The 19,994-nt window shown below is 39.2% G+C and carries 25 protein-coding genes, 1 other RNA gene and 1 riboswitch; of the genes, 18 read left to right on the top strand and 8 right to left on the bottom strand.

Features of this window, described 5'->3' with window-relative positions; genetic code table 11:
• Nucleotides 1–28 precede the first annotated feature (28 nt).
• From CSV72_RS06830 to CSV72_RS17280, 3 genes are all read left to right on the top strand, one after another.
• A complete protein-coding gene (locus CSV72_RS06830; RefSeq protein ID WP_099677736.1) occupies nucleotides 29–850 on the top strand; it encodes a Cof-type HAD-IIB family hydrolase in 822 nt (273 codons plus the stop codon).
• Between the two features lie 145 nt (nucleotides 851–995).
• Nucleotides 996–1,532 (top strand): acyl-CoA thioesterase, encoded by a 537-nt coding sequence (locus tag CSV72_RS06835; protein ID WP_099634376.1) that lies wholly within the window; start codon nucleotides 996–998, stop codon nucleotides 1,530–1,532.
• Nucleotides 1,533–1,772: 240 nt separating this feature from the next.
• Nucleotides 1,773–2,555, top strand: coding sequence for an ASCH domain-containing protein (locus tag CSV72_RS17280; protein ID WP_158232170.1), 783 nt, complete (start codon nucleotides 1,773–1,775; stop codon nucleotides 2,553–2,555).
• A gap of 141 nt (nucleotides 2,556–2,696) precedes the next feature.
• On the opposite strand, the gene CSV72_RS06845 is transcribed toward CSV72_RS17280, so the two are convergent.
• On the bottom strand, nucleotides 2,697–3,398 hold the full coding sequence (locus CSV72_RS06845; protein ID WP_099677738.1) for a YczE/YyaS/YitT family protein: 702 nt from the start codon (nucleotides 3,396–3,398) through the stop codon (nucleotides 2,697–2,699).
• Nucleotides 3,399–3,521: 123 nt separating this feature from the next.
• On the opposite strand from CSV72_RS06845, the gene CSV72_RS06850 reads away from it, so the two are divergent.
• Nucleotides 3,522–4,463 carry a LysR family transcriptional regulator gene (locus CSV72_RS06850; RefSeq protein WP_099677739.1) on the top strand — a complete coding sequence of 314 codons (942 nt, stop codon included), beginning with the start codon at nucleotides 3,522–3,524 and terminating at the stop codon, nucleotides 4,461–4,463.
• A gap of 115 nt (nucleotides 4,464–4,578) precedes the next feature.
• Here CSV72_RS06850 and tatA read toward each other — a convergent pair whose 3' ends face one another.
• A complete protein-coding gene (gene tatA, locus CSV72_RS06855; protein ID WP_099634380.1) occupies nucleotides 4,579–4,794 on the bottom strand; it encodes a twin-arginine translocase TatA/TatE family subunit in 216 nt (71 codons plus the stop codon).
• 183 nt (nucleotides 4,795–4,977) lie between these two features.
• Between tatA and CSV72_RS06860 the strand changes: the two genes are divergently transcribed.
• From CSV72_RS06860 to CSV72_RS06870, 3 genes are read left to right on the top strand one after another with little or no spacing between them, the layout of a single operon-like run.
• Nucleotides 4,978–6,345 carry a spore germination protein gene (locus tag CSV72_RS06860; RefSeq protein ID WP_099677740.1) on the top strand — a complete coding sequence of 456 codons (1,368 nt, stop codon included), beginning with the start codon at nucleotides 4,978–4,980 and terminating at the stop codon, nucleotides 6,343–6,345.
• Entirely contained in the window at nucleotides 6,342–7,439 is a 1,098-nt protein-coding gene (locus tag CSV72_RS06865) for a GerAB/ArcD/ProY family transporter (RefSeq protein ID WP_099677741.1), read from the top strand. Before CSV72_RS06860 ends, CSV72_RS06865 begins: the two co-directional genes overlap by 4 nt.
• Entirely contained in the window at nucleotides 7,436–8,560 is a 1,125-nt protein-coding gene (locus tag CSV72_RS06870; RefSeq protein ID WP_099677742.1) for a Ger(x)C family spore germination protein, read from the top strand. Before CSV72_RS06865 ends, CSV72_RS06870 begins: the two co-directional genes overlap by 4 nt.
• Nucleotides 8,561–8,628: 68 nt before the next feature.
• Here CSV72_RS06870 and CSV72_RS16715 read toward each other — a convergent pair whose 3' ends face one another.
• The 3 genes from CSV72_RS16715 to CSV72_RS06880 form a co-directional block, all read right to left on the bottom strand.
• Entirely contained in the window at nucleotides 8,629–8,793 is a 165-nt protein-coding gene (locus tag CSV72_RS16715; RefSeq protein WP_158232171.1) for a hypothetical protein, read from the bottom strand.
• 128 nt (nucleotides 8,794–8,921) lie between these two features.
• The gene (locus CSV72_RS06875; RefSeq protein ID WP_099677743.1) at nucleotides 8,922–9,419 is read right to left on the bottom strand and encodes a DUF3231 family protein; all 498 of its coding nucleotides are present in this window, start codon (nucleotides 9,417–9,419) and stop codon (nucleotides 8,922–8,924) included.
• A 66-nt stretch (nucleotides 9,420–9,485) separates the two neighbouring features.
• Complete coding sequence (locus CSV72_RS06880) at nucleotides 9,486–9,971, bottom strand: antibiotic biosynthesis monooxygenase family protein (RefSeq protein ID WP_099677744.1); 486 nt, start codon at nucleotides 9,969–9,971, stop codon at nucleotides 9,486–9,488.
• Between the two features lie 150 nt (nucleotides 9,972–10,121).
• Here CSV72_RS06880 and CSV72_RS06885 point away from each other — a divergent pair, with 150 nt between their 5' ends.
• Nucleotides 10,122–10,445, top strand: coding sequence for a four-helix bundle copper-binding protein (locus CSV72_RS06885; RefSeq protein ID WP_099677745.1), 324 nt, complete (start codon nucleotides 10,122–10,124; stop codon nucleotides 10,443–10,445).
• Nucleotides 10,446–10,582: 137 nt separating this feature from the next.
• On the opposite strand, the gene ssrS is transcribed toward CSV72_RS06885, so the two are convergent.
• Nucleotides 10,583–10,776: non-coding RNA, 6S RNA (gene ssrS, locus CSV72_RS06890), on the bottom strand.
• Nucleotides 10,777–10,893: 117 nt separating this feature from the next.
• Between ssrS and CSV72_RS06895 the strand changes: the two genes are divergently transcribed.
• The 3 genes from CSV72_RS06895 (at nucleotide 10,894) to CSV72_RS06905 (ending at nucleotide 12,273) form a co-directional block, all read left to right on the top strand.
• Nucleotides 10,894–11,127, top strand: coding sequence for a hypothetical protein (locus tag CSV72_RS06895; protein ID WP_099677746.1), 234 nt, complete (start codon nucleotides 10,894–10,896; stop codon nucleotides 11,125–11,127).
• Between the two features lie 228 nt (nucleotides 11,128–11,355).
• The gene (locus CSV72_RS06900) at nucleotides 11,356–11,871 is read left to right on the top strand and encodes a type 1 glutamine amidotransferase domain-containing protein (protein WP_099677747.1); all 516 of its coding nucleotides are present in this window, start codon (nucleotides 11,356–11,358) and stop codon (nucleotides 11,869–11,871) included.
• Between the two features lie 219 nt (nucleotides 11,872–12,090).
• Nucleotides 12,091–12,273: a hypothetical protein gene (locus CSV72_RS06905; RefSeq protein WP_099677748.1), complete on the top strand. Its 183-nt coding sequence runs from the start codon at nucleotides 12,091–12,093 to the stop codon at nucleotides 12,271–12,273.
• Nucleotides 12,274–12,360: 87 nt separating this feature from the next.
• Here CSV72_RS06905 and CSV72_RS06910 read toward each other — a convergent pair whose 3' ends face one another.
• Both CSV72_RS06910 and CSV72_RS06915 read right to left on the bottom strand, forming a co-directional pair.
• A complete protein-coding gene (locus CSV72_RS06910; protein WP_099677749.1) occupies nucleotides 12,361–13,122 on the bottom strand; it encodes a glucose 1-dehydrogenase in 762 nt (253 codons plus the stop codon).
• Nucleotides 13,123–13,273: 151 nt separating this feature from the next.
• Nucleotides 13,274–14,401 (bottom strand): methionine biosynthesis PLP-dependent protein, encoded by a 1,128-nt coding sequence (locus CSV72_RS06915; RefSeq protein ID WP_099677750.1) that lies wholly within the window; start codon nucleotides 14,399–14,401, stop codon nucleotides 13,274–13,276.
• 80 nt (nucleotides 14,402–14,481) lie between these two features.
• A riboswitch (SAM riboswitch) is annotated at nucleotides 14,482–14,582 on the bottom strand.
• Nucleotides 14,583–14,737: 155 nt separating this feature from the next.
• Between CSV72_RS06915 and CSV72_RS06920 the strand changes: the two genes are divergently transcribed.
• The 7 genes from CSV72_RS06920 to CSV72_RS06950 all read left to right on the top strand — a co-directional run bounded on the left by CSV72_RS06920 (nucleotide 14,738) and on the right by CSV72_RS06950 (nucleotide 19,688).
• A complete protein-coding gene (locus CSV72_RS06920; RefSeq protein WP_099677751.1) occupies nucleotides 14,738–15,073 on the top strand; it encodes a DMT family transporter in 336 nt (111 codons plus the stop codon).
• Nucleotides 15,074–15,075: 2 nt separating this feature from the next.
• On the top strand, nucleotides 15,076–15,390 hold the full coding sequence (locus tag CSV72_RS06925; protein ID WP_143561156.1) for a DMT family transporter: 315 nt from the start codon (nucleotides 15,076–15,078) through the stop codon (nucleotides 15,388–15,390).
• Nucleotides 15,391–15,396: 6 nt separating this feature from the next.
• Nucleotides 15,397–15,924, top strand: a complete 528-nt coding sequence (locus CSV72_RS06930; RefSeq protein ID WP_099677753.1) for a methylated-DNA--[protein]-cysteine S-methyltransferase — start codon at nucleotides 15,397–15,399, stop codon at nucleotides 15,922–15,924.
• Nucleotides 15,925–15,929: 5 nt separating this feature from the next.
• Nucleotides 15,930–16,652, top strand: coding sequence for a FadR/GntR family transcriptional regulator (locus tag CSV72_RS06935; protein ID WP_099677754.1), 723 nt, complete (start codon nucleotides 15,930–15,932; stop codon nucleotides 16,650–16,652).
• 152 nt (nucleotides 16,653–16,804) lie between these two features.
• A complete protein-coding gene (locus CSV72_RS06940; RefSeq protein ID WP_099677755.1) occupies nucleotides 16,805–17,524 on the top strand; it encodes a (Fe-S)-binding protein in 720 nt (239 codons plus the stop codon).
• Nucleotides 17,525–17,547: 23 nt separating this feature from the next.
• A complete protein-coding gene (locus CSV72_RS06945) occupies nucleotides 17,548–18,969 on the top strand; it encodes a LutB/LldF family L-lactate oxidation iron-sulfur protein (protein ID WP_099677756.1) in 1,422 nt (473 codons plus the stop codon).
• 2 nt (nucleotides 18,970–18,971) lie between these two features.
• Nucleotides 18,972–19,688: a LutC/YkgG family protein gene (locus CSV72_RS06950; RefSeq protein WP_099677757.1), complete on the top strand. Its 717-nt coding sequence runs from the start codon at nucleotides 18,972–18,974 to the stop codon at nucleotides 19,686–19,688.
• Nucleotides 19,689–19,994: the final 306 nt, after the last annotated feature.

Consider the following 19,994-nt stretch of genomic DNA (forward strand, 5'->3'; position numbering starts at 1 on the left):
ACATCGAGAAATGAAAGGGGTATGGAAAATGAATCAAGATAAAAAGATCGTGTTCTTTGATTTAGATGGAACATTAATGGACCATGACAAAATGATTTTAGAATCGACGAAACAATCTCTGACAGCATTACGGGATAAAGGCATATACACCGTTATTTGTACTGGTAGAGCACCACTTATGTTCAAGTGGTTGCTAGAAGAATTATCATTTGATTCCTATGTTTCCATGAACGGACAGCATGTGGTCTTAGATGGAGAAGTAATTTACTCGAATCCCATGAAGCCAGAAGTTATAAAGCAACTTACCGAGCTTGCGCACAAAAATGGGCATGGATTGACATACTCCACATTTGAGTCGTTTGTGTCGAACGTCGGTGCACATCCACTCATACAAGAGGGGACCGCTCGTTTAAAAATACCTTATCCTCCTGTAGACTGGGAAGTATATTTACATTCTGACGTGAATCAAGTACAAATTTATTCGCCCCCTAAAGAAACGGAAAAATATATGGAGTTATTCAAGGGTTACTCCTTTATAAGATGGGATGATAACGCGGTGGATATGTTGCCTGAAGGGGCATCCAAGGCGATTGGTATTCAAAAAATGCTTGACCATATGAATATCCCAATTGAAAATAGCTATGCATTTGGAGATGGTGCAAATGACATGCAAATGATCGAGACGGTAGGTATCGGGATAGCGATGGACAATGCCATACCGGAATTAAAAGAAATAGCAGATTTCGTCACGGCATCTTGTTCAGAAGATGGTATTATGAAAGGCTTGATCGAGGTAGATTTACTGGAGGAAAAAGATATTCCATTACTACATGGAAGTATTAAGCAGTGAGTCAAAAGGTGTGAATCAAATTTCATTCTTGACAGTTATGTGAACGAAGAGTATATTTAGTTGATATACAAAAAGGGAATATTTTAATTTTTCAAATTACTAATAGAGTAATTTGGTTCACATCTTGGAGGAGGCCATATTTACAATGAAACTAGAAAAGCAGTGTCGGGAATCAAGAGTCGTACGAACAAGCAGAGTATTTCCGAATGATGTCAACAATCATAATACATTGTTTGGCGGACGTTTAATGAGCGATATTGATCAAATTGCATCGATTTCAGCAGCTCGGCACAGCAGAGCAGATTGTGTTACGGCATCTATGGATTCTGTAGACTTTCTGTATCCAATCCGTCCTTCCGATTCAGTCTGCTTTGAGTCATATGTGACTTGGACTGGAAAATCTTCTATGGAGATTTTTGTAAAAGTTATTGCGGAGGATTTGGCAACTGGTAATTGTAAAATTGCAGCCACATCATTATTAACATTTGTTGCATTGGACGAAAATAAAAAGCCACTAACTGTTCCGCGTGTCATTCCTGAAACGGAAGAGGAAATATATTTACATGAAACTGCACCGCAACGCGCAGAAATTCGTATAATGCGTAAACAGCAAAGTAAAGACTTGGCTTCAGTATTAACGAATAACTATCCATGGCACGATCCGGTACAAGTGAATGCATAAAAGTCCTCAGTCAACTTCGTTTGACTGAGTTTTTTTTATAAAAAGATGTATAAATCTCAATACTACGATCCATACTACTAATAGATAGGACGTTCTCTAATTCATTTTCTTGGAGGATACCTATCTTTTTATTGTTCAAAAATATATTCAACTATATAAAATAGCTTAACGTATCCAAAAATAGTTAGATAAAGCTATAATGAAAAGTATCATAGGGATAGTAAGGAGATGGATTTATTTATGGTTAAAATGATCACTGCTGAAGAGTTATTCAGGAAGATAAAAGCTGAGCAAGCATTCGTACTAGTAGATGTACGTGCTGAGGATAAATATAATCAATTCCATATCGAAGCTAACATGGTAGAAGATATAAACGTGCCGAAAACAGAAATTTTTACAATAGAAGACGAAGTGGAGAAAGTGATACCGCAGTTACCCCAAAATAGAGAAATGATTATTACATGTACAACAGGAAACTCTGCAACTAAATGTGCAAACATCCTTTCTAGTAAAGATTACGATGTTACTGTATTGGAAGGTGGAATAACAGCGTGGAAAAAATATATTAGTAACGAGTCTATTGAACGAATATGGAACGAATTTAAGAATGTTCATCCCAATGCGCCTGAACATTACGAAGCCTGGTCTTTCGGCAATTCGAAACAAATGGCGGATGAACTTGCAGAGTTGGTAGTGGAGGGAACTAAAACGGCGACTTCATCTAACTATTTGCTCTATGAATTAGAGGGTGAACCATTACCTGTGGTAGGCCTTCACAATATCATTCTTGACGGTAATGGAATTGCGGTCGCAGTCGTGGAAAATATTTCAGTAGAAATAATGCCTTTTAATGAAGTGACGGAAGAACATGCATATAGGGAAGGTGAAGGAGATCGTTCGTTACCTTATTGGCAAGAAGTTCATGAAGAGTTTTTCGCAAATGAATTAAAGGAAGTTAAACAAGAATTTCATTATGAAATGCCGGTAGTTTGTGAAACATTTAAATTGTTGTATAAGAACTAAATTAGCCATGTAGAGTTATTGAGCTAACAGTAAGTATTCATAACGACATTTGAGTGCAAAATAAATTACTTCTATTGGTAGGAAAAGGAGATGCTGAGGCCGCATTGTTACGGCATTCAGCATCTCCTTTTTTTATAAAAATTATTGCCGAACAGGTTCAACTATCTTTTCACTTTCTACGATTACATCATCTTTACTTTTATACACCCAGCTCTGCAGTAGTGGCTGAAAACGCGGCATGATCTTTCCGAGAATTTTTCCGATAAAGTAAGCGGCCAGTATAGTACCGATTCCGATGGCCCCAAGTGATTGAATAAACACTAAGCAAACAATACCCGCAACTGCGACGTTTACTAAATCACTAGAAATTTTCGCCTTGCCAAATTTCATATTAAAACGATCGCTCACAACATACGTTAGTGCATCATAAGGCATTAAAGGCAATTTCGCTGAGAAATAGGCCAACAATCCAGCTGATATAATATATAGACTGATCAATAAGAATAGATATCTTCCCATTAGTGTGTTAGGGGCAGGAAGTAACTGTACGATGGCTAGTGTCAAATCCATAAATACACCAAATAGAAAAACGATAGACAATTGAACAAGGAATTCACGTATACCGATACGTCTTTTACTCAAAAGAATCTGCACGAAAACAAATAAGATATTTGCAAGTATGGTCGTTATACCAATGGTTAATCCTGAGGTGAGGGAGATAGCGTAAGCTAATGATGATACGGGGGAAACTCCAAGGTTTGCTTGTATAGAGAAACTAACACCTAAAGATAATAAAAATAACCCTATTACATATAGGGTGAGTCGTTTGGAAATGATATTCATACGATTGAAAAAACCTCTGCTTTCGTTACTTAATACCATTCATTTTATCATGTAAAGAAAGATATAAATAATATATAATAGTTAAAGACGACATATGAAATAGTATATAACGGAGTGAAAATCATGGATATTAAACAGCTTTATTATTTCAAGGAAATTGTAGATCAAGAAAGCATTTCGAAAGCTGCGCTTATTCTGCACATAGCGCAGCCACCACTCAGTCAACAATTGAAAAGACTGGAGATGGAGCTTGGCACAACGTTGATTCATCGCTATCGACAAAAATGGGAGCTGACAGAAACAGGGCATATATTGTATCAATATGCAAAAAAAATACTACTTAGCATGGAGGATGTTAAGAGACAAATCGAAGAAATTGAGAAAGGTAGTGCAGGAACATTGCGTATTGGTGTATCGTCTGCCTGTTTGAATTTACTCGTCCATTATGTCAGTATATATCGTAAACAATTTCCAGATGTCAAAATTAGCATTGAAAAAGGAAATTCCGAAGAATTGCTGAAGAAGCTGGATCATAAAGAAATTGAAGTAGCATTATTATTGCGACTGGAAAATAGTGCACACTGCGATGTATTGGCTTTAAACGAACAGGAATATGTGGTGGTGAGTCCGCGCAGCTGGGGAGATGTATTTTCATCCGAGGACGTTACATTTCAAGACCTTGCCGAGCATCCTTTTATTATGCTTGCTGCGATGGAAGGTCATTCATACTATGAAAACATCCAAAAAGCTTTTCAAGAAGTACAAGCCACACCAAATATTGTAATGGAGAGCAAAGATCTGACAACGGTTATTGCGATGGTTAGCAAAGGTTTAGGGTTTTCTATTATTCCACGGGTAGCATATGCTGTGCCGATGGATCAGTTAAAGATCTATGAATTAACGCAATTTGATTTTCGTGTCGAGCCGGTCATGATCAAGACAAAGGATGAACGAATTTCTAAAGCCACATCTCAATTTTGGGAGTTAGTGGATTCTGTACATAACGAGAGTAACCGATATGGTACGATTGAAGACCAAGTCCAAGACCAAGACCATTATAATTGAGTGTGTTTAAAGTACAGTGAGTATTTTTTTCACGTGGTTTATCTGTGTAACCTCATCATAATATATATACGTAAAAATCCAATCACATACGTGATTGGATTTTTTGTATAGATTTTTATTTCACTTGTTCTTTCGTTTCTACTTTTTGCACTTCTATTTTCTTGGGCTCATCATCATCGTCATCCATAATGTCTTTTGCAGATTTCTTGAATTCAGACAACGTCTTTCCTACTGCCGAACCAATTTCGGGTAATTTACGAGGGCCGAACAAAATTAAAATAATCACTAAAATAATAATTAAGCCAGGTACTCCAATTGCTGCTAAGTTCATAGCGATTCCTCCTCTCATTGCTTGAAAAATGTAGTCCTCTATATATCATAACCTATATTTTATCGCATAAAACACTATTTGAAGATTTAAATGAAGAAGAGTAATTCATCCCTCTAATGATTAAATTTCCAATGATTGGACAAACTAACAAATAACTAGTTTGTTGAGAGAGAAGTGATGAATATGGATGAAGCAACACGTCATATAGAACCACCTGCATACTTTACACGTTTGGCTACACGACTGGAACCAACCGCGGATATAGTGAAAAAAACCTTGAAAAGTAGAGGTCGAGTAGTGCACCTTTTGTATTTGAAAAGTGTAGTAGATATGATGCAACTACAAGAAATTGTGGTGAAACCTTTCTATGAGATGTCAGCCGAACAGAATTTTTCTGAGTATATTCAATCATTACCTTATGAAACCAAGATGCCAACAGGGGATGAAGAGGTCCTTATAGAAATAACGAAGGGTAATGTCTTTGTCATGATCGACAAGCAAATCACGTTACTTGAGTTAAAGATAGTAGCGGCCAATGCGGTGCAAGAAGCCATTATGGAACCTACAATTCATGGTCCCCAACTTGGACTCAGTGAGAGTATTGAGACGAATATTAATCTAATGCGGCAACGTTATCATAAGCCGTCCTTGATTATTGAACCCATGCAATTGGAAGATGCTTCGAATCGTAATATTGCATTAATTTACGATGGGGAAAGAGTAAACCTTCAGCTATTGAAGAAAATAAAAAAGCGTATTCTAACGTTGGATGTAGAGCTGGTTCAGGCAAGCGGAGACTTACAGTATTACTTGAACAATAAAAAATACAGCTTGTTTCCAACCAGTCTTCTGACTGAGCGCCCAGATCGTATACTACATAATATGGCGGTTGGAAAAGTCATTATATTAGTAGATGGAAGCCCTCATGCAATTATTGCACCTACAACGTTCTTTGATTTTATGCTTTCGATGGAAGATGCGTATTACTCCTTTTGGGTAGTATCGTTAATACGATTTCTTAGATATGCAGGATTGTTTACATGTATTATGTTGCCATCTATATATGTTGGTGTTACTTCCTATACTCCGGAAGTCCTTAGAACAGAGCTTGCCCTGACTGTGGCAGCGAGTAGGATTGGCGTTCCGTATCCCTCATTTATTGAAGTGTTTTTCATGTTGATCTTTATTGAACTGCTAACTGAAGCTAGTATGCGGTTGCCAAATAGTATCAGCGCTACGGCTACAACAGTTGGGGGGCTGATACTAGGAACTGCAGCAGTAGAGGCTGCATTGACATCAAACATCATGGTCATCGTCGTCTCCCTTGTAGCAATTTCCACTTTTGTTATCCCAATAAGTGAAATGAATTATGCTGTCCGCGTCTGCCGTTTCTTACTATTGTTATATACGACGGCATTTGGTCTAGCAGGTATGATACTCGGAATGCTGGGTTTGTTGTTGTATTTGGTGAACAAAGACAGTTTCGGTGAGCCATATTTACGGATGTTTTGGAAAAATAGACAGGAAGAATTGAAGGTGGATGATTCATGAGCCGCTTTGTTTATTTTTTACTTATATCCAATATGATAGCTAACCTCATTGCCGCTAGTCCAAGAATTTTTTTCGCTAAAAGTGAAGAAGGGGCAATTGTCACGATGATCATTGCGTTGTTTTTTGGCGTATTTATAAACTGGGCATTGATCACTTCATTCAAAGCGTTTCCAGGGAAGAGCTTACCGCAAATTTTAACTTTATATCTATCGAAGTGGATTTCTGTTCCGGCATTATTTTTCCTTGGTGTAATTTGGTATGTTTCAGGTCTTCAGACTCTGATTACATATATAGATATTCTTTTACGATTTTTAACACCTGAGATGTCTGTTTATTTAGTAATTGCGATGTTCATACCAGTGATCACTTTTGGAGTAATCATGCAGAGTCGAAATATATTATTTACACTTGAATTGGTGTTTGTTTTGTCGTTACCTGCCGCTATATATTATATAGTAAAACTTTACTTTGCTGAACAGGTCAGTTGGGATCATGTGGCGGTTGCGATGACTTTTATAGATAATCCACCGAACTATACAGTATTTTCTACTACAACATATTTATTTATTGGAGCTTTTGATATCATTATTTTCAATTCATTCCTCAAGAAAAAAATGACTTTTGGTATCAAACAGGCTTTAATTGTGTTTTTTCTGGGCGCTTTTGCACTTTTTACGACCTATTTTATTCCAATAGGTGTATTAGGATTTGATCAAGTGGAAGGTATCTTGTACCCCTGGATTCTGACCAGCGATTCTATTCGAATGAAGTTCGGGGTAATTGAGCGTGTGATATTTATTTTTTTGCTACTATTCCTAGCGATTGCCTTTTTAAATATTACGATTCATTGGCATGTTGCTTGTAAATTATTTCAAAGTGCATTTGGTATAGAACAATTGAAAATAAAGTTGCGTGAAAAAATCAGTCTTGTAATAATGCTTGTAGTATTTTGGTCCATTGCGATCTATACAACATTAAATGTAACGGAGTATGATCTGTTTCTTTTTAGTAGGTATTACTTTAATTTGATTCCAATTGTATTGTTTGCTCTGATAAGTCTAATGCTTGTAGTAAATAGGAGGGCGAAGTCTTGAAATTCCTCTCAGTGAGTAAATGGTTTATGGTGGTTTTATGCATGAGTGGTCTGTTGCTTCAATATGGCTGTGCGTTCAAAGATATAGATAAACGCCTTTTTGTGTCTGCGATTGGGATTGATCCTGCCGAAAATATTGAAAACGGATATAAAGTCACATTGAAAGCCGCTTTGCCGTTTGGCGCTATTAAAGATTCCCCTAAACCAAGTTTTGCGTACCTATCACGTGAAGGACATTCAATAGGCGAAGCGATTCGTATGCTGGAGACACATGTAGACAAAGTATTGGAACTAGGTCATATGAAAACAATTGTTGTTCATGAAAAACTTCTAAGGGATGATATGCAATCGTTCATGGATTATTTTATTCGACGCGGTGATATCGAATTAATCGCATATGTTGCAGGTGCCAGACCTTCTGCCGAAACGATTTTGAAAGTAGAGCCAGATACCGAAGCACCGGCATCGGTTTCTTTAATCAACTTTTTTGGAGCGACAGCGAATGATAGTCCATATGTCGTGACGACTTATTTGTTTGAATTGCGCAGGGATATCCTCTCTGACGGTATTAATGCTGTTGTACCATTAATTGAAACAAATGAAAAAGGCGATGAGCTAATAGTAAATAATTCTGTAGTAGTTGATGGAAGGGAGGATCCGGTTATTCTGTCTACCATTGAAACAAAGTACTTTAATTCATTATTGAAACATTCAACTGGATTTACTTATCTAGTCAAAGAAGGAAGTCTTGAGTTATTATTGGACATAAGCCAAAGTAAGATGACGTATCAATATGTACCCAATAAAGGGAATACAGCACCGCATGCTATAGATATGCATATTGGGATGAAAGGAACGATAGGTGAAGCCAGTAAAGATTTATCTATTGCTAGATTAGACGAATATAACAAAGTGGCCTCAAAAGAAGTGGAACAAAAAGTTGTTCACTTTCTAAGTAAAATGCAAGAGGAAAATCTGGATCCTTTTGGTTTTGGCTTACATTACCGAGCGACACGGTTGCATACAGAGGATGTATTTACTACATGGCAAAAAGCATACCCTGATATAGAGTTTAAAGTTACTGTGGACGTAGAACTACAGGGAACTGGAACGATAGAATAATTAGTAGAAAAACGTCATCCATCACAGTATTGGATGACGTTTTGTATTAGTTTTTACGAAAGTTTATTTTACTTTCTATGATTACGTCGCTCTTGGATTTCTAAGTTAGCGGGTTGCTGGCGTTTCTGATCGAAGGTAAACTCCTCACCAAACTCCATACTTTCCAGCCGCTGTGGTCGTTCAAGCTGTACAGGTCGTTCTTGTTGTTTTCTCTCAGGCTTCCGTTTTTTCATGGGAATCCACATCCTTCCTAACTTTTAGATGAATTTCTTTGGCACAGTTAGGATGAGCACAACTACAGATTCTATTCATAATAAAAAAACTTCGCCAGCGATATACGCTTGGCGAAGTTATATGTTGATTAGTGCAAATGCAATGGTGGTGGGAAAATCCAACCTTTTGATTTATTTAAGCTCAATAATTTGGCGCCGAATGCTACTTTCTCCATATGACACTTTGCAAACATGGCTGCAACGTCTTCACGTAGACATTGACCCATAGCCATGCTACATGAAACGAGTCCTTGTCCAACATTAATGGACACGGCTCCGCTGATTTCCGGGTCCATAAAGCGTGCGCCCGCAGGAATGTCTTCAGCATTAGCTTTTGGTCTTTCCGGAAGTGCGGGTGGCGGTGTGATGCCATTTGCTTTCAGCACTTTGCCGAAATCTTTGTTCTCCGCTTTCATAGTTTTAATTGCTTCTTCAAGCAGACGAATGAGATCCGTATCTTCCGCGTGATTAACGAATGCTTCATATCCGCTGATTAGACCGTTATTGGCACCCATGAACGCCCATATAGCTGTGATTTCCCCATAATGCATAGGTTGATCTTTTGGATTACCATCTAAAATACCCACAAAAACACTCTCCTCATCATTATTTTCACTTCATGAGTAGTCTTTGCAGATTTCGATAATTTATACTTATTTTTTATACGTCGTCACAAATGAAGGTCCTGAGAAAATGTTAGGACGCTGATCGACGCCATCTTTTGTGCCACGTTTTGCATGTGCTTTTCCATAAGCTTGCGACTCTTGCCAGTTTTTGAAGGACTCTTCGTCTTCCCACATAGTTAAGATCACATATGTGCCGGAGTGTACAGGTCGCAATACACGGATTGCTACGAATCCTGGTTCTGCCTCTATAAGACGCGCACGATTATTAAAGCGCTGTTCAAACGTTTCTCTACCTTCTTCTGTTACAGGAATATTGTTTAATACTGCGAAACGACCAGATGGTAAATCTCCGCTTTGATCTAAAATATCGTATTCGACGGCATGGTCGAGAGTTGTCGTTTCCGCTTCTTGAAGCACGAGCACTTCTTCATCATTATTCATTAATGACGCACGTGCTTCTTCTGGTAAGTTACCTGCATCTTCTAGTGGACCTGTCCATTTAAATAGTTTCATTTCAGACACCTCATCTTTTTCTATTTTGTTAATTACTATATAGTATAACGGAGAAATGAAAATGCTTTCAATGAATAAGAAAACAGTGCTGTTGGTTTACTATCGAAAATAGGAGGGAAGAGTAAGAAAAATACTTTTGGAGGAGATTGAATGAATCAAAAGTACGCAGATGTACTGAATGCATTAGAGGATTGTATAAAGGCGTGTAATCATTGTTTTGACGCATGTCTAAAAGAAGAAGACGTTCGTATGATGGCGGACTGCATTCGATTCGATCGAGAGTGTGCTGACATTTGTTCATATGCAATCCAGTCGATTACTCGACAAAGTCCATTTACAGACAAAATCTTGCAACTCTGTGCGGAAGTTTGTGAGCAGTGTGCTGAAGAATGTGGAAAACACGATCATGATCACTGCAAACAGTGTGCTGAAGCGTGTCGGAAATGTGCGGAAGCTTGTCGCAGTGTAGCTTAATTTCTTAAATGAAGATAAAGCATTTTTCGTTTTTACGTAGGTGTTTTTTCTTTGCAAGAGCTAGCTTCTCTTATTAAATGATTTCACATACAAAACAAAAAACCTTCCATACAAGTATGGAAGGTTTTCCCCTGTTTATGTAAGCCGTGTTTGCCGTACTTAGTCATAGAAAGTTTTAAACCACCACTCCTCAAAGTGGGTGTTTGCGGAAAACGTTCCTGTATGTCTGAATTGCTAAAAGGAATCCAGCATGCCATTTCCGTTTCGTAATAAACTCCCTTTTACAGCTTAAAGGTTAAAACTTAATGTCATACGAACAATACAGCTTGTAGATTTATCTTACACCCGGAATAGAGGAAATGCAAATGGAAAGTTCTTCTGTTTGTTGAAACTAAAACGTATGATAGAATGTATAGAAATGAAAAGACTAGACAAGGGGTGGTCATGTATGGAACAGCATGAAAACAACTCAGAAAAACAACAACTAGTTACAAGACAGGCAGAGGAAATCAGTACGTTGAATCAAGAAGTGGATGTACTTCGTAAAGAGGTAAAACAGCTTCGTGAAGATATTGAGCTGATTGATATATTTCAAAAGAAACCAATCGTTTCATCTGCTGTAATCGGACAAGTCGGTGGTATTATTATCGCTATACTAGTCATTATCGGAATATTCTTTTAGGTGAATGACTCTGCCCTGTTATTATAAAATTGGTGGGACTATAGTTTACCCCGTTTGTGCTGAAAAGGCAGTGATTGCGCCATATATTACGTCTATTCAAAGCTTATTGCGATGCTTGGTTTCTGTAAAGCCTGTACTCTGAAGTAGAACTAAATCGTAGATGATGTTTAGACACTTTGTAATGTGGAATAGTATATACAGTACATCACATAAGGAGTGGTAAGCATTATGGCTAAAATAGCAACAGTACTTGGAGATATGTTTGAGGACTCAGAATATATGAAACCGGCTACAGCGTACAAAGAAGCTGGACATGAAGTAGAAGTGATTGGCGCGGAAGCGGGAACTGCAGTAACAGGGATGAAAGAAAATACAAAAGTGAAAATTGATAAAGCAATTGCTGACGCTAAATCATCGGATTATGATGCTTTGTTTATTCCGGGCGGATTTTCACCTGACGTTTTGCGTGCAGATGATCGTTTCGTAAAATTTGTCAAAGAATTTATGGATGCAGAAAAACCTGTATTTGCAATTTGCCATGGTCCACAATTGCTCATTACAGCAAAAGCACTTGAAGGACGCGATGCAACAGGATATACGTCCATTCGTGTAGATATGGAATATGCAGGTGCAAAATACGCGGACAAAGAAGTAGTAGTTTGTCAGAACCAACTCGTAACAAGCCGTACACCTGACGATATTCCGGCATTTAATCGTGAATCACTAATAATTTTAGAAAAATAATAACTACTTCGATCGTCAAGGTGTAAAAGCCTTGACGTTTTTTTGTGTCTTCTGCACATTATTCCGCTGCTTACAACATACGATAACAATACATTTTAACATTCGTTGAAAAAGATTCTCAATTGTACTTGAAAAAGGTTCTCAATGAGAGTATGCTAAAAACAACGAATAAACCGGAGAGACGATCGCGTCTTACAAATGAAAGGTCGGGGATCTAACATGTATAAGATTGTTGCTTTGGCGGTATTAGCAGGGATTGCATTAGGTGCAGCAGCTGGGTTTTCCTTTGGAAGTAAAGAACTGACAGGTATGTTCGCCGGAATGGCGGCACTTGCGTTTATCGCAGCACCGGCAGCGGTCGTCTATGCAAGTGAAAAGAAAAAATGGAATCAAGCTCACTAATATAGAAAAGCATCCAAAATTTTGGATGCTTTTTTATATGGATTTATTCAAATGTTTCCAATTCTTGTTGCCAAGAGATAGTAAATCTTAATATGCAGACCATCCATTGTCAGCTTCCATGATGACGCCGTTAACATAAGAGGATTCATCTGATGCAAGGAATAGTGCAATGTTTGCAATTTCTTCCTTAGTTCCTGGACGGCTCATCATGTTTACGCCCCTTAATGCTTGCTTCATGCCGAATTCATCCGGTTGGGTCAAGCTGTTTGTGATATTAGTTGGTATTTGCGCTGGGGCAATTGCGTTACAGCGGATGTTTAATGGACCGTATTGAGAAGCAACGCTTTTTGTCATCCCTGCGACCGCATGCTTTGAAGCGGTGTAAGCAAAACCACCTCTACCACCTGTCACTGCTGAGATAGAAGCCATGTTGACGATAACCCCTGATTTTTTCTCTTCGAAGATAGCCAATGCTTTACGAGTTGCACGCATCACACCTGTTGTGTTGATTGCTAATACTTTGTCCCATACTTCATCTGTCACTGTAGCCGCAGAGTACATATTGTCCATAATCCCGGCATTGTTCACTAGAATATCAAGTGTACCGAATCGCTCAACTGCTGTATCAATCATTTTTTGTACATCTTCCTCAACTGTCACGTTGGTTTTAACTGCTAGCGCTTCACCGCCAGCACTTTTGATCGTCTGGACAGTTTCTTCCGCACCTTCCATATTCATATCTGCAATGATAAGCTTTGCACCTTCACGCGCATATAGCTCAGCAATTTCTCGTCCAATCCCAGAACCAGCGCCAGTTACAACTGCTACTTTATTTTCTAAACGTTTCAACAATATCGCCTCCAATAATATTCGTATGTTCTTTTTTATTATATACTTTAATGTCTAACTATTGAAAGATTTAGCTTCATTGCTTTGACTACATAAAAAACTCGAACTGTCATAGTTAAACTGACGGTTCGAGTTGTACTGTTTACTATTATTAAACTTTTATGCCTCCGACTACTTCTTTTGCAGCATAAAGAGCTTGTTTCACATCAGCAATCAAATCGTCTACATCTTCGACTCCAACTGAGAAACGTAGCAGACGGTCGTCCACTCCACGGCGATTACGTTCTTCCAATGGAATATCCATATGTGTCTGTGTAGTCGGATACGTGATAAAGCTTTCCACACCACCCAAACTTTCAGCGAATGAAATAAGGTTCATGTTTTCAAGGAATGGTCCCACCCACTCGCTATTCTGTACGCGGAATGACAACATACCCCCAATACCAGCGTAGAGCACATCGACAATGAGTGGTTCTTGTTCTAAATAAGATACCATTGCTTTCGCATTCGCGTCATGTTGTTTCATACGTAAGTGCAATGTTTTTAGACCGCGAACGACAAGCCATGAGTCAAGGGGAGACAATGTAGCTCCAATCGCATTATGGTTAGTAAATAGGCGTTCGCATAAATCCTCACCCTTTGCGACGACTAAACCTGCTAGTACGTCATTATGTCCCCCGATATATTTCGTTGCACTATGAATGACAATATCTGCACCTTCTTCAATAGGTCGCTGGAAATAGGGTGTTAAGAACGTATTGTCGACAATTAGCAATAAACCATGTTTTTTCGCCAATTCCGCATACGTACTGATTGCTATGTTTTGCATTAATGGATTGGTGGGTGTTTCCAAGAAGATCGCTTTTGTGCGATTAGTAATCGCTTGCTCGACTTCTGAAACATCATCGAACGATAAGTATCGCGTCTTCACATTGTAAGTCTCTTCATATTGATTAAATAAGCGATACGTGCCGCCATATAAGTCTTCAGGCGCTAATAGTTCTGAACCTGTCTTAAATAATGATAAAATTAGTTGAATGGCTGCCATTCCAGAACTGCACGCATATCCTTGATCACCGGATTCCAAGTTTGCAATTCCATCCTCTAAGACAGAACGCGTAGGGTTTTTTGTACGTGTGTAATCATATCCAGTAGATTTGCCCAGACCTTCATGATGGTATGCTGTAGACAAGTAAATCGGCGTATTTACTGCTCCGGTTTTCTCATCACTATGGTTTCCAAGTTGTACTAATCTAGTTTCTAATCCGTTGTTTGTCATGAATATCCATCCCCCCCAGAAAAATAAAAAAGAACCTCTTCTTTTCGAATAGGCCCTCGAACATACAAGTGTATACAGTATTCTCATCTTCAAGGTGGTGTCACCCTTGGAATTAGCACCGTGCCTGGGGCTGGTTGCTGAGACATCGCTGGGCCTATCCCTCCGTCTCTCTCGATAAGAATATTCACAATATAGGCAAAACTGTTGACGGATTTATTCTATCATGCAGATATACTAGATGCAAGTTCCCTTTTATCGTCATTCGATGATTTTTTGTTCCAGTAAAAGATTTGCTATACTTATAGATACTCTTCATGATGAAAGGAGATTTTTATTTTGGCTTGGGGTTATGTCGCGCTAGCGGCTATTATAGAGATTTTCTGGGTAGTCGGTCTTCGTTACTCTGAAACAGTTATTCAATGGACTGGAACCGGTGTGGCAATTGTTTTCAGTTTTTATTTCATTATTAAAGCATGTGAAAAATTACCTTCCGGGACGGTATACGCAGTTTTTACCGGATCAGGTGCCGCTGCAATCCTTTTAGTGGATATATTCATCTTTCAAGTAGGCTTCACATGGGTTACGCTGACATTCATCGGATTAATCGTCATTGGGGTAGTCGGCATTAAGTTGACTACAGATGAAAAAGTGAACACAGAAGGAGGTAGCTGACAATGGCTTGGGTGTACTTGGCTATTGCGAGTCTCGGGGAGATTTTCGGTGTGTTAAGTATTAATTATTATTTACAGAAGCGTTCAATTAAAAGATTGTTACTTATTGTGGGGATATTTGGTTTTGGCTTTGTTTTTCTATCACTTGCGATGCGTGAAATTCAGATGAGTACAGCTTATGCGGTATGGACAGGGTTAGGAGCAGCAGGAGCCGTATTAATGGGGATTTTGATTTTCAAAGAATCTGCTAGTGTCAAACGTCTCTTCTTTTTATCTCTCATCATTCTCGGTGCGGTTGGCTTGAAATTATTCGGGTAAAGGGGAGTGGACATACTGGTTTATTGGACACAATTTGATTTCGACGAATGGACAGTGACGCTAGCTGCTACAGAAAAGGGACTTTGCTACGTGGGACTTGCCGAAAAAGGTTTGGAACAAATGAAGGATTGGACTAAGCGATTTGATAATAAAGAATTAAAGAAAGACGAAACAAAGCTTGAAGTCTATACAAGTCAGTTCAAAGAGTATCTTTCAGGGAAAGCTACTGGTTTTTCAGAGCTGTCGCTTGATTTAAAGGGAACACACTTTCAACTGCAAGTATGGGAAGCACTACAACGAATACCATATGGTGAAATCGTAACTTATTCGGAAATTGCAGAACAAATAGGGAAAGTATCTTCTGTTCGGGCTGTAGCATCTGCAATAGGTAAAAATCCGGTATTGATCGCGGTGCCTTGTCACCGTGTGGTTGCAAAAAGTGGAGGATTATCAGGCTATCGTGATGGTATGGAACATAAAAGGAACTTGCTACAACTGGAGAAATCGAGCTTGATAAGTGATAGGACGGAGTGAGCAACATGAAATATAAGCAAATTAAACAGAAGAAAATATATGAAGAAGTGGCGGATAGTTTATTAGACTCCATTCAATCTGGAGAGTTAAAGCCGGGTGATAAATTAGATTCTGTACAGCAACTGGCTGGAAACTTTACAGTTGGCAGATCAACAATTCGCGAAGCCTTATCAACATTACGTGCTAGAGGGCTTATCGAAATGCGACAAGGAGAGGGGACATATGTCAAGGAGTTTTCATCCGTCGATATGATCTTTCCGTTACAGAGTGCCATGCTCATGAATCAACAGGATATTCAACATTTGTTAGCTGTGAGAAAAATAGTTGAAACCGGAGCTGCAGCAAATGCAGCAGAATCCCGTACAGTATACGATTTAAAAAAGATGGAAACTGCACTCAATGAAATGAAAAAGCATGCCGGGGATATTTTGCTAGGTGAAAAAGCGGATCTAGACTTCCATTTTGCAATCGCAGAAGCAACAAAAAATCCATTATTGGTAAATTTATTGAGCCAAGTGGCAGGACTAATGAGTGAATCGATGAGAGAGACACGTCGTATTTGCCTTTATTCGGAGACTGCGACAGTAGATCGTTTGCATGATGAGCATGAGGCCATATTTTTAGCGATTAAATCACAGCAACCAGAAATTGCATCTAGTACTATGCAAGCCCATCTTCTGAATGTGGAGTCTGTTCTAATAGATCATTGGAAGTCAGTAAAAGAATAACATTACTCACTCATTTTCTTTTGAGTGATTTTTTTTAGTGAAATAAATGAATGCTCTGTCAATGAACAGATCTTTGTAGTATGCTATGTAAAATATTAGTCATCTGATGACCTGTTGACTATGAAAATATTTTAGCGAAGAGGTGAAGTGAAATGAAGGTTAGCTTATTTATCACATGTCTTGTAGATATGTTTTATGCAGAAGCCGGTAAAGACATGGTAGAAATATTAGAAAGACAAGGCTGTGAATTATCGTTTCCAAAAGGACAAGTTTGCTGCGGGCAGCCTGCTTATAACAGCGGATATGTAGAAAACTCCAAATCAGCAATGAAAAATATGATCAAGGCATTTGAAAATGCGGAGTATGTTGTCACGCCTTCAGGGTCTTGTGCCACCATGTTTAAATTGTATCCTGATGTATTCAAAGATGATCCCAATTGGTTACCAAGAGCGCAAGAGTTGGCAGATAAAACGTATGAGTTCACTCAGTTTCTCGTGAATGTATTGCAAGTGGAAAAGGTTGGAGCCAAATTGATGGGAAAGGCCACTTATCATCCTTCTTGCCATATGACGAGATTACTAGGCGCAAGTGAAGAACCAAGAAAACTATTGAATCAAGTGGAAGGACTCGAAATGATCCCTTTACCCAATGCACATAATTGTTGCGGATTTGGCGGAACATTCTCCGTGAAGATGGGAGATATCTCTGAACAAATGGTAGATGAGAAGGTCAATAGTGCCATGGCGACAGAGGCAGATTATTTAATTGGCGCGGACTGTGGTTGCCTGATGAATATAGGCGGACGTGCAGAACGTATGGGCAAGCCTATCCGAGTTATGCATATCGCACAAGTATTGAATAGTCATGAGTAAATCAAAAAAGTGAGGTGATAGCAATGGCGATGAAGTTCAGCAAGAAAAACTTTACAGATCGGACAAAGGATAATATTTCAGATGATTTCATGAGACAGGCAGTGGCAAGCGCTCAAGAACGTTTGCACGGAAGAAGATTAGACGCTGCAGAAGTGTTAGGTAGTTGGGAAGAATGGCGTTCACATGGAGAGGAAATTCGTCAGCACGTTCTTGAAAATTTAGATTATTATTTACATCAGCTAAGTGAAAATGTTTCACAACGTGGTGGTCATGTATTTTTTGCGAAGACCGCTGAAGAAGCTAGTGAGTATATTCGAGATGTCATCAAGAAAAAAGATGGCAAAAAAGTCGTGAAGTCGAAATCCATGGTAACAGAAGAGATCAATCTGAATAGCGTTTTAGAAGAAGCTGGATGCGAGGTCATAGAGACAGACTTAGGCGAGTATATCCTTCAAGTAGATGATCATGATCCCCCCTCTCATATCGTAGCGCCAGCTCTTCATAAAAACAGAGAACAAATCCGCGAAGTGTTTGCGGAGAAACTGGATTACCATAATACATCTAAACCGGAAGAACTAGCTTTGCATGCACGTGAAAAACTCCGTCAAGAATTCTTGGATGCAGACATAGGTATTACAGGTTGTAACTTTGCGATAGCTGAAACAGGCTCGATTAGTCTCGTGACGAATGAAGGGAATGCACGACTTGTATCCGCATTGCCTAAAACTCAAATTACTGTGATGGGGATGGAGCGAGTAGTACCTTCTTTTGAAGAGTTCGAAGTACTAGTCAGCTTATTGACGCGAAGTGCAGTAGGTCAAAAATTGACGAGTTACGTTACGGCGTTAACAGGTCCTAAAGATAAAGGAGATGTGGATGGACCTGAAGAATTTCATTTAGTCATCGTTGACAATGGTCGTTCTGAAATAGTAGGGACAGAATTCCAGTCCGTATTGCAATGTATCCGATGTGCTGCATGTGTCAACGTGTGTCCTGTTTATCGTCATATTGGCGGACACTCATATGGCTCCATTTATTCGGGCCCGATTGGTGCCGTGCTATCACCGTTGCTTGGAGGCTACGACGATTTCAAAGAGCTACCATTTGCTTCCACGCTATGCGGAGCATGCACGGATGCTTGTCCGGTGAAAATCCCTCTTCACGAACTACTTCATTCACACCGTCGCATCATTGTGGAAGAAGAAGGCCGATCACCTATTTCAGAGAGGCTGGCAATGAAAGCATTTGGAATTGGTGCTTCTTCCAATCCGTTGTACTCTATGGGCTCAAAGGTAGCATCTACCGCGATGAAACCGTTGACGAAAAATGACCGGATTTCAAAAGGTCCAGGTCCACTGAAAGATTGGACAGATTTACGGGAGTTCCCGGCAGTCGGAAATACGCGTTTCCGTGACTGGTTCTATGATCAGAAAGGGGGCAAATAAGCATGGTAGGATTAATTCAAAACCGCGCTGCTTTTCTAGATACGATCGCGGTTCAACTAGGTCGCGAACCTAAAAAGACAGTAGAAAAACCGATATGGAAACATCAACCTCAGCGCACAGTGTTAGCGGATGCTTCTATAGATGAATTATTAGGAGTATTGCGTGTGCAATGTGAGGAAATTCATACAGATATCATCGAAACAACAAAAGAATCGTTGCCGGTTGCATTAGATGAAGTTGTAAAAGCTTACGGTGGGGGACCGCTATCTCTATGGAGAGACGAACGTTTTGGGGAATATGGATTATCGGATCTCCTAGAGACAAAATGGCCATCAGAACAGATTGAAATCCATCGCTGGGATCCTTCAATCGGTGAGAAAAATATTGAATTTGCTGAGCAAGCAAATATCGGCATCACATTCAGCGACATGACCCTCGCAGAATCCGGTACTGTAGTACTATTTAGTAGCGCAGACAAAGGTCGTTCAGTTAGCTTGCTTCCAACGCATTATATTGCCTTAATCCCTAAAAGTACGCTAGTCCCAAGAATTACCCAAGCATCAGATATGATTCGTGAAAAACTAAACAATGGTGAGCAAGTTCCGTCTTGCATCAACTTCATCACAGGTCCAAGCAACTCTGCAGATATCGAAATGAACCTCGTTATCGGCGTTCACGGTCCTGTCAAAGCAACATATATCGTTATAGAAGATTGCTGAAAAATGATTACGTAAGACAGAGGCTGACCTCGGAAATGAATCGGGTCCTTCCTCTGTCTTTTTTTTATGAAGTAGAACAAGCGATTCGTTAGGAGTATATACTTTTACCTAAACGCATTTGGCAAGCTAGGCATTCAGAAAAGCATCTGCCGAAAACGTCGAACAACGTTGCCTCCACATTCACATTTCCATTATGAATTTTTTTTACGAGCTTCAAAAAAGTTATATTTCTGAAATCGATTCCCCGGTTGATGATTACTTTGCTGAGAAACAGGGAAAATAGTGTATAATGACAATATTATTGCA

The organism is Sporosarcina sp. P20a (assembly GCF_002743175.1).
GTDB lineage: Bacteria > Bacillota > Bacilli > Bacillales_A > Planococcaceae > Sporosarcina.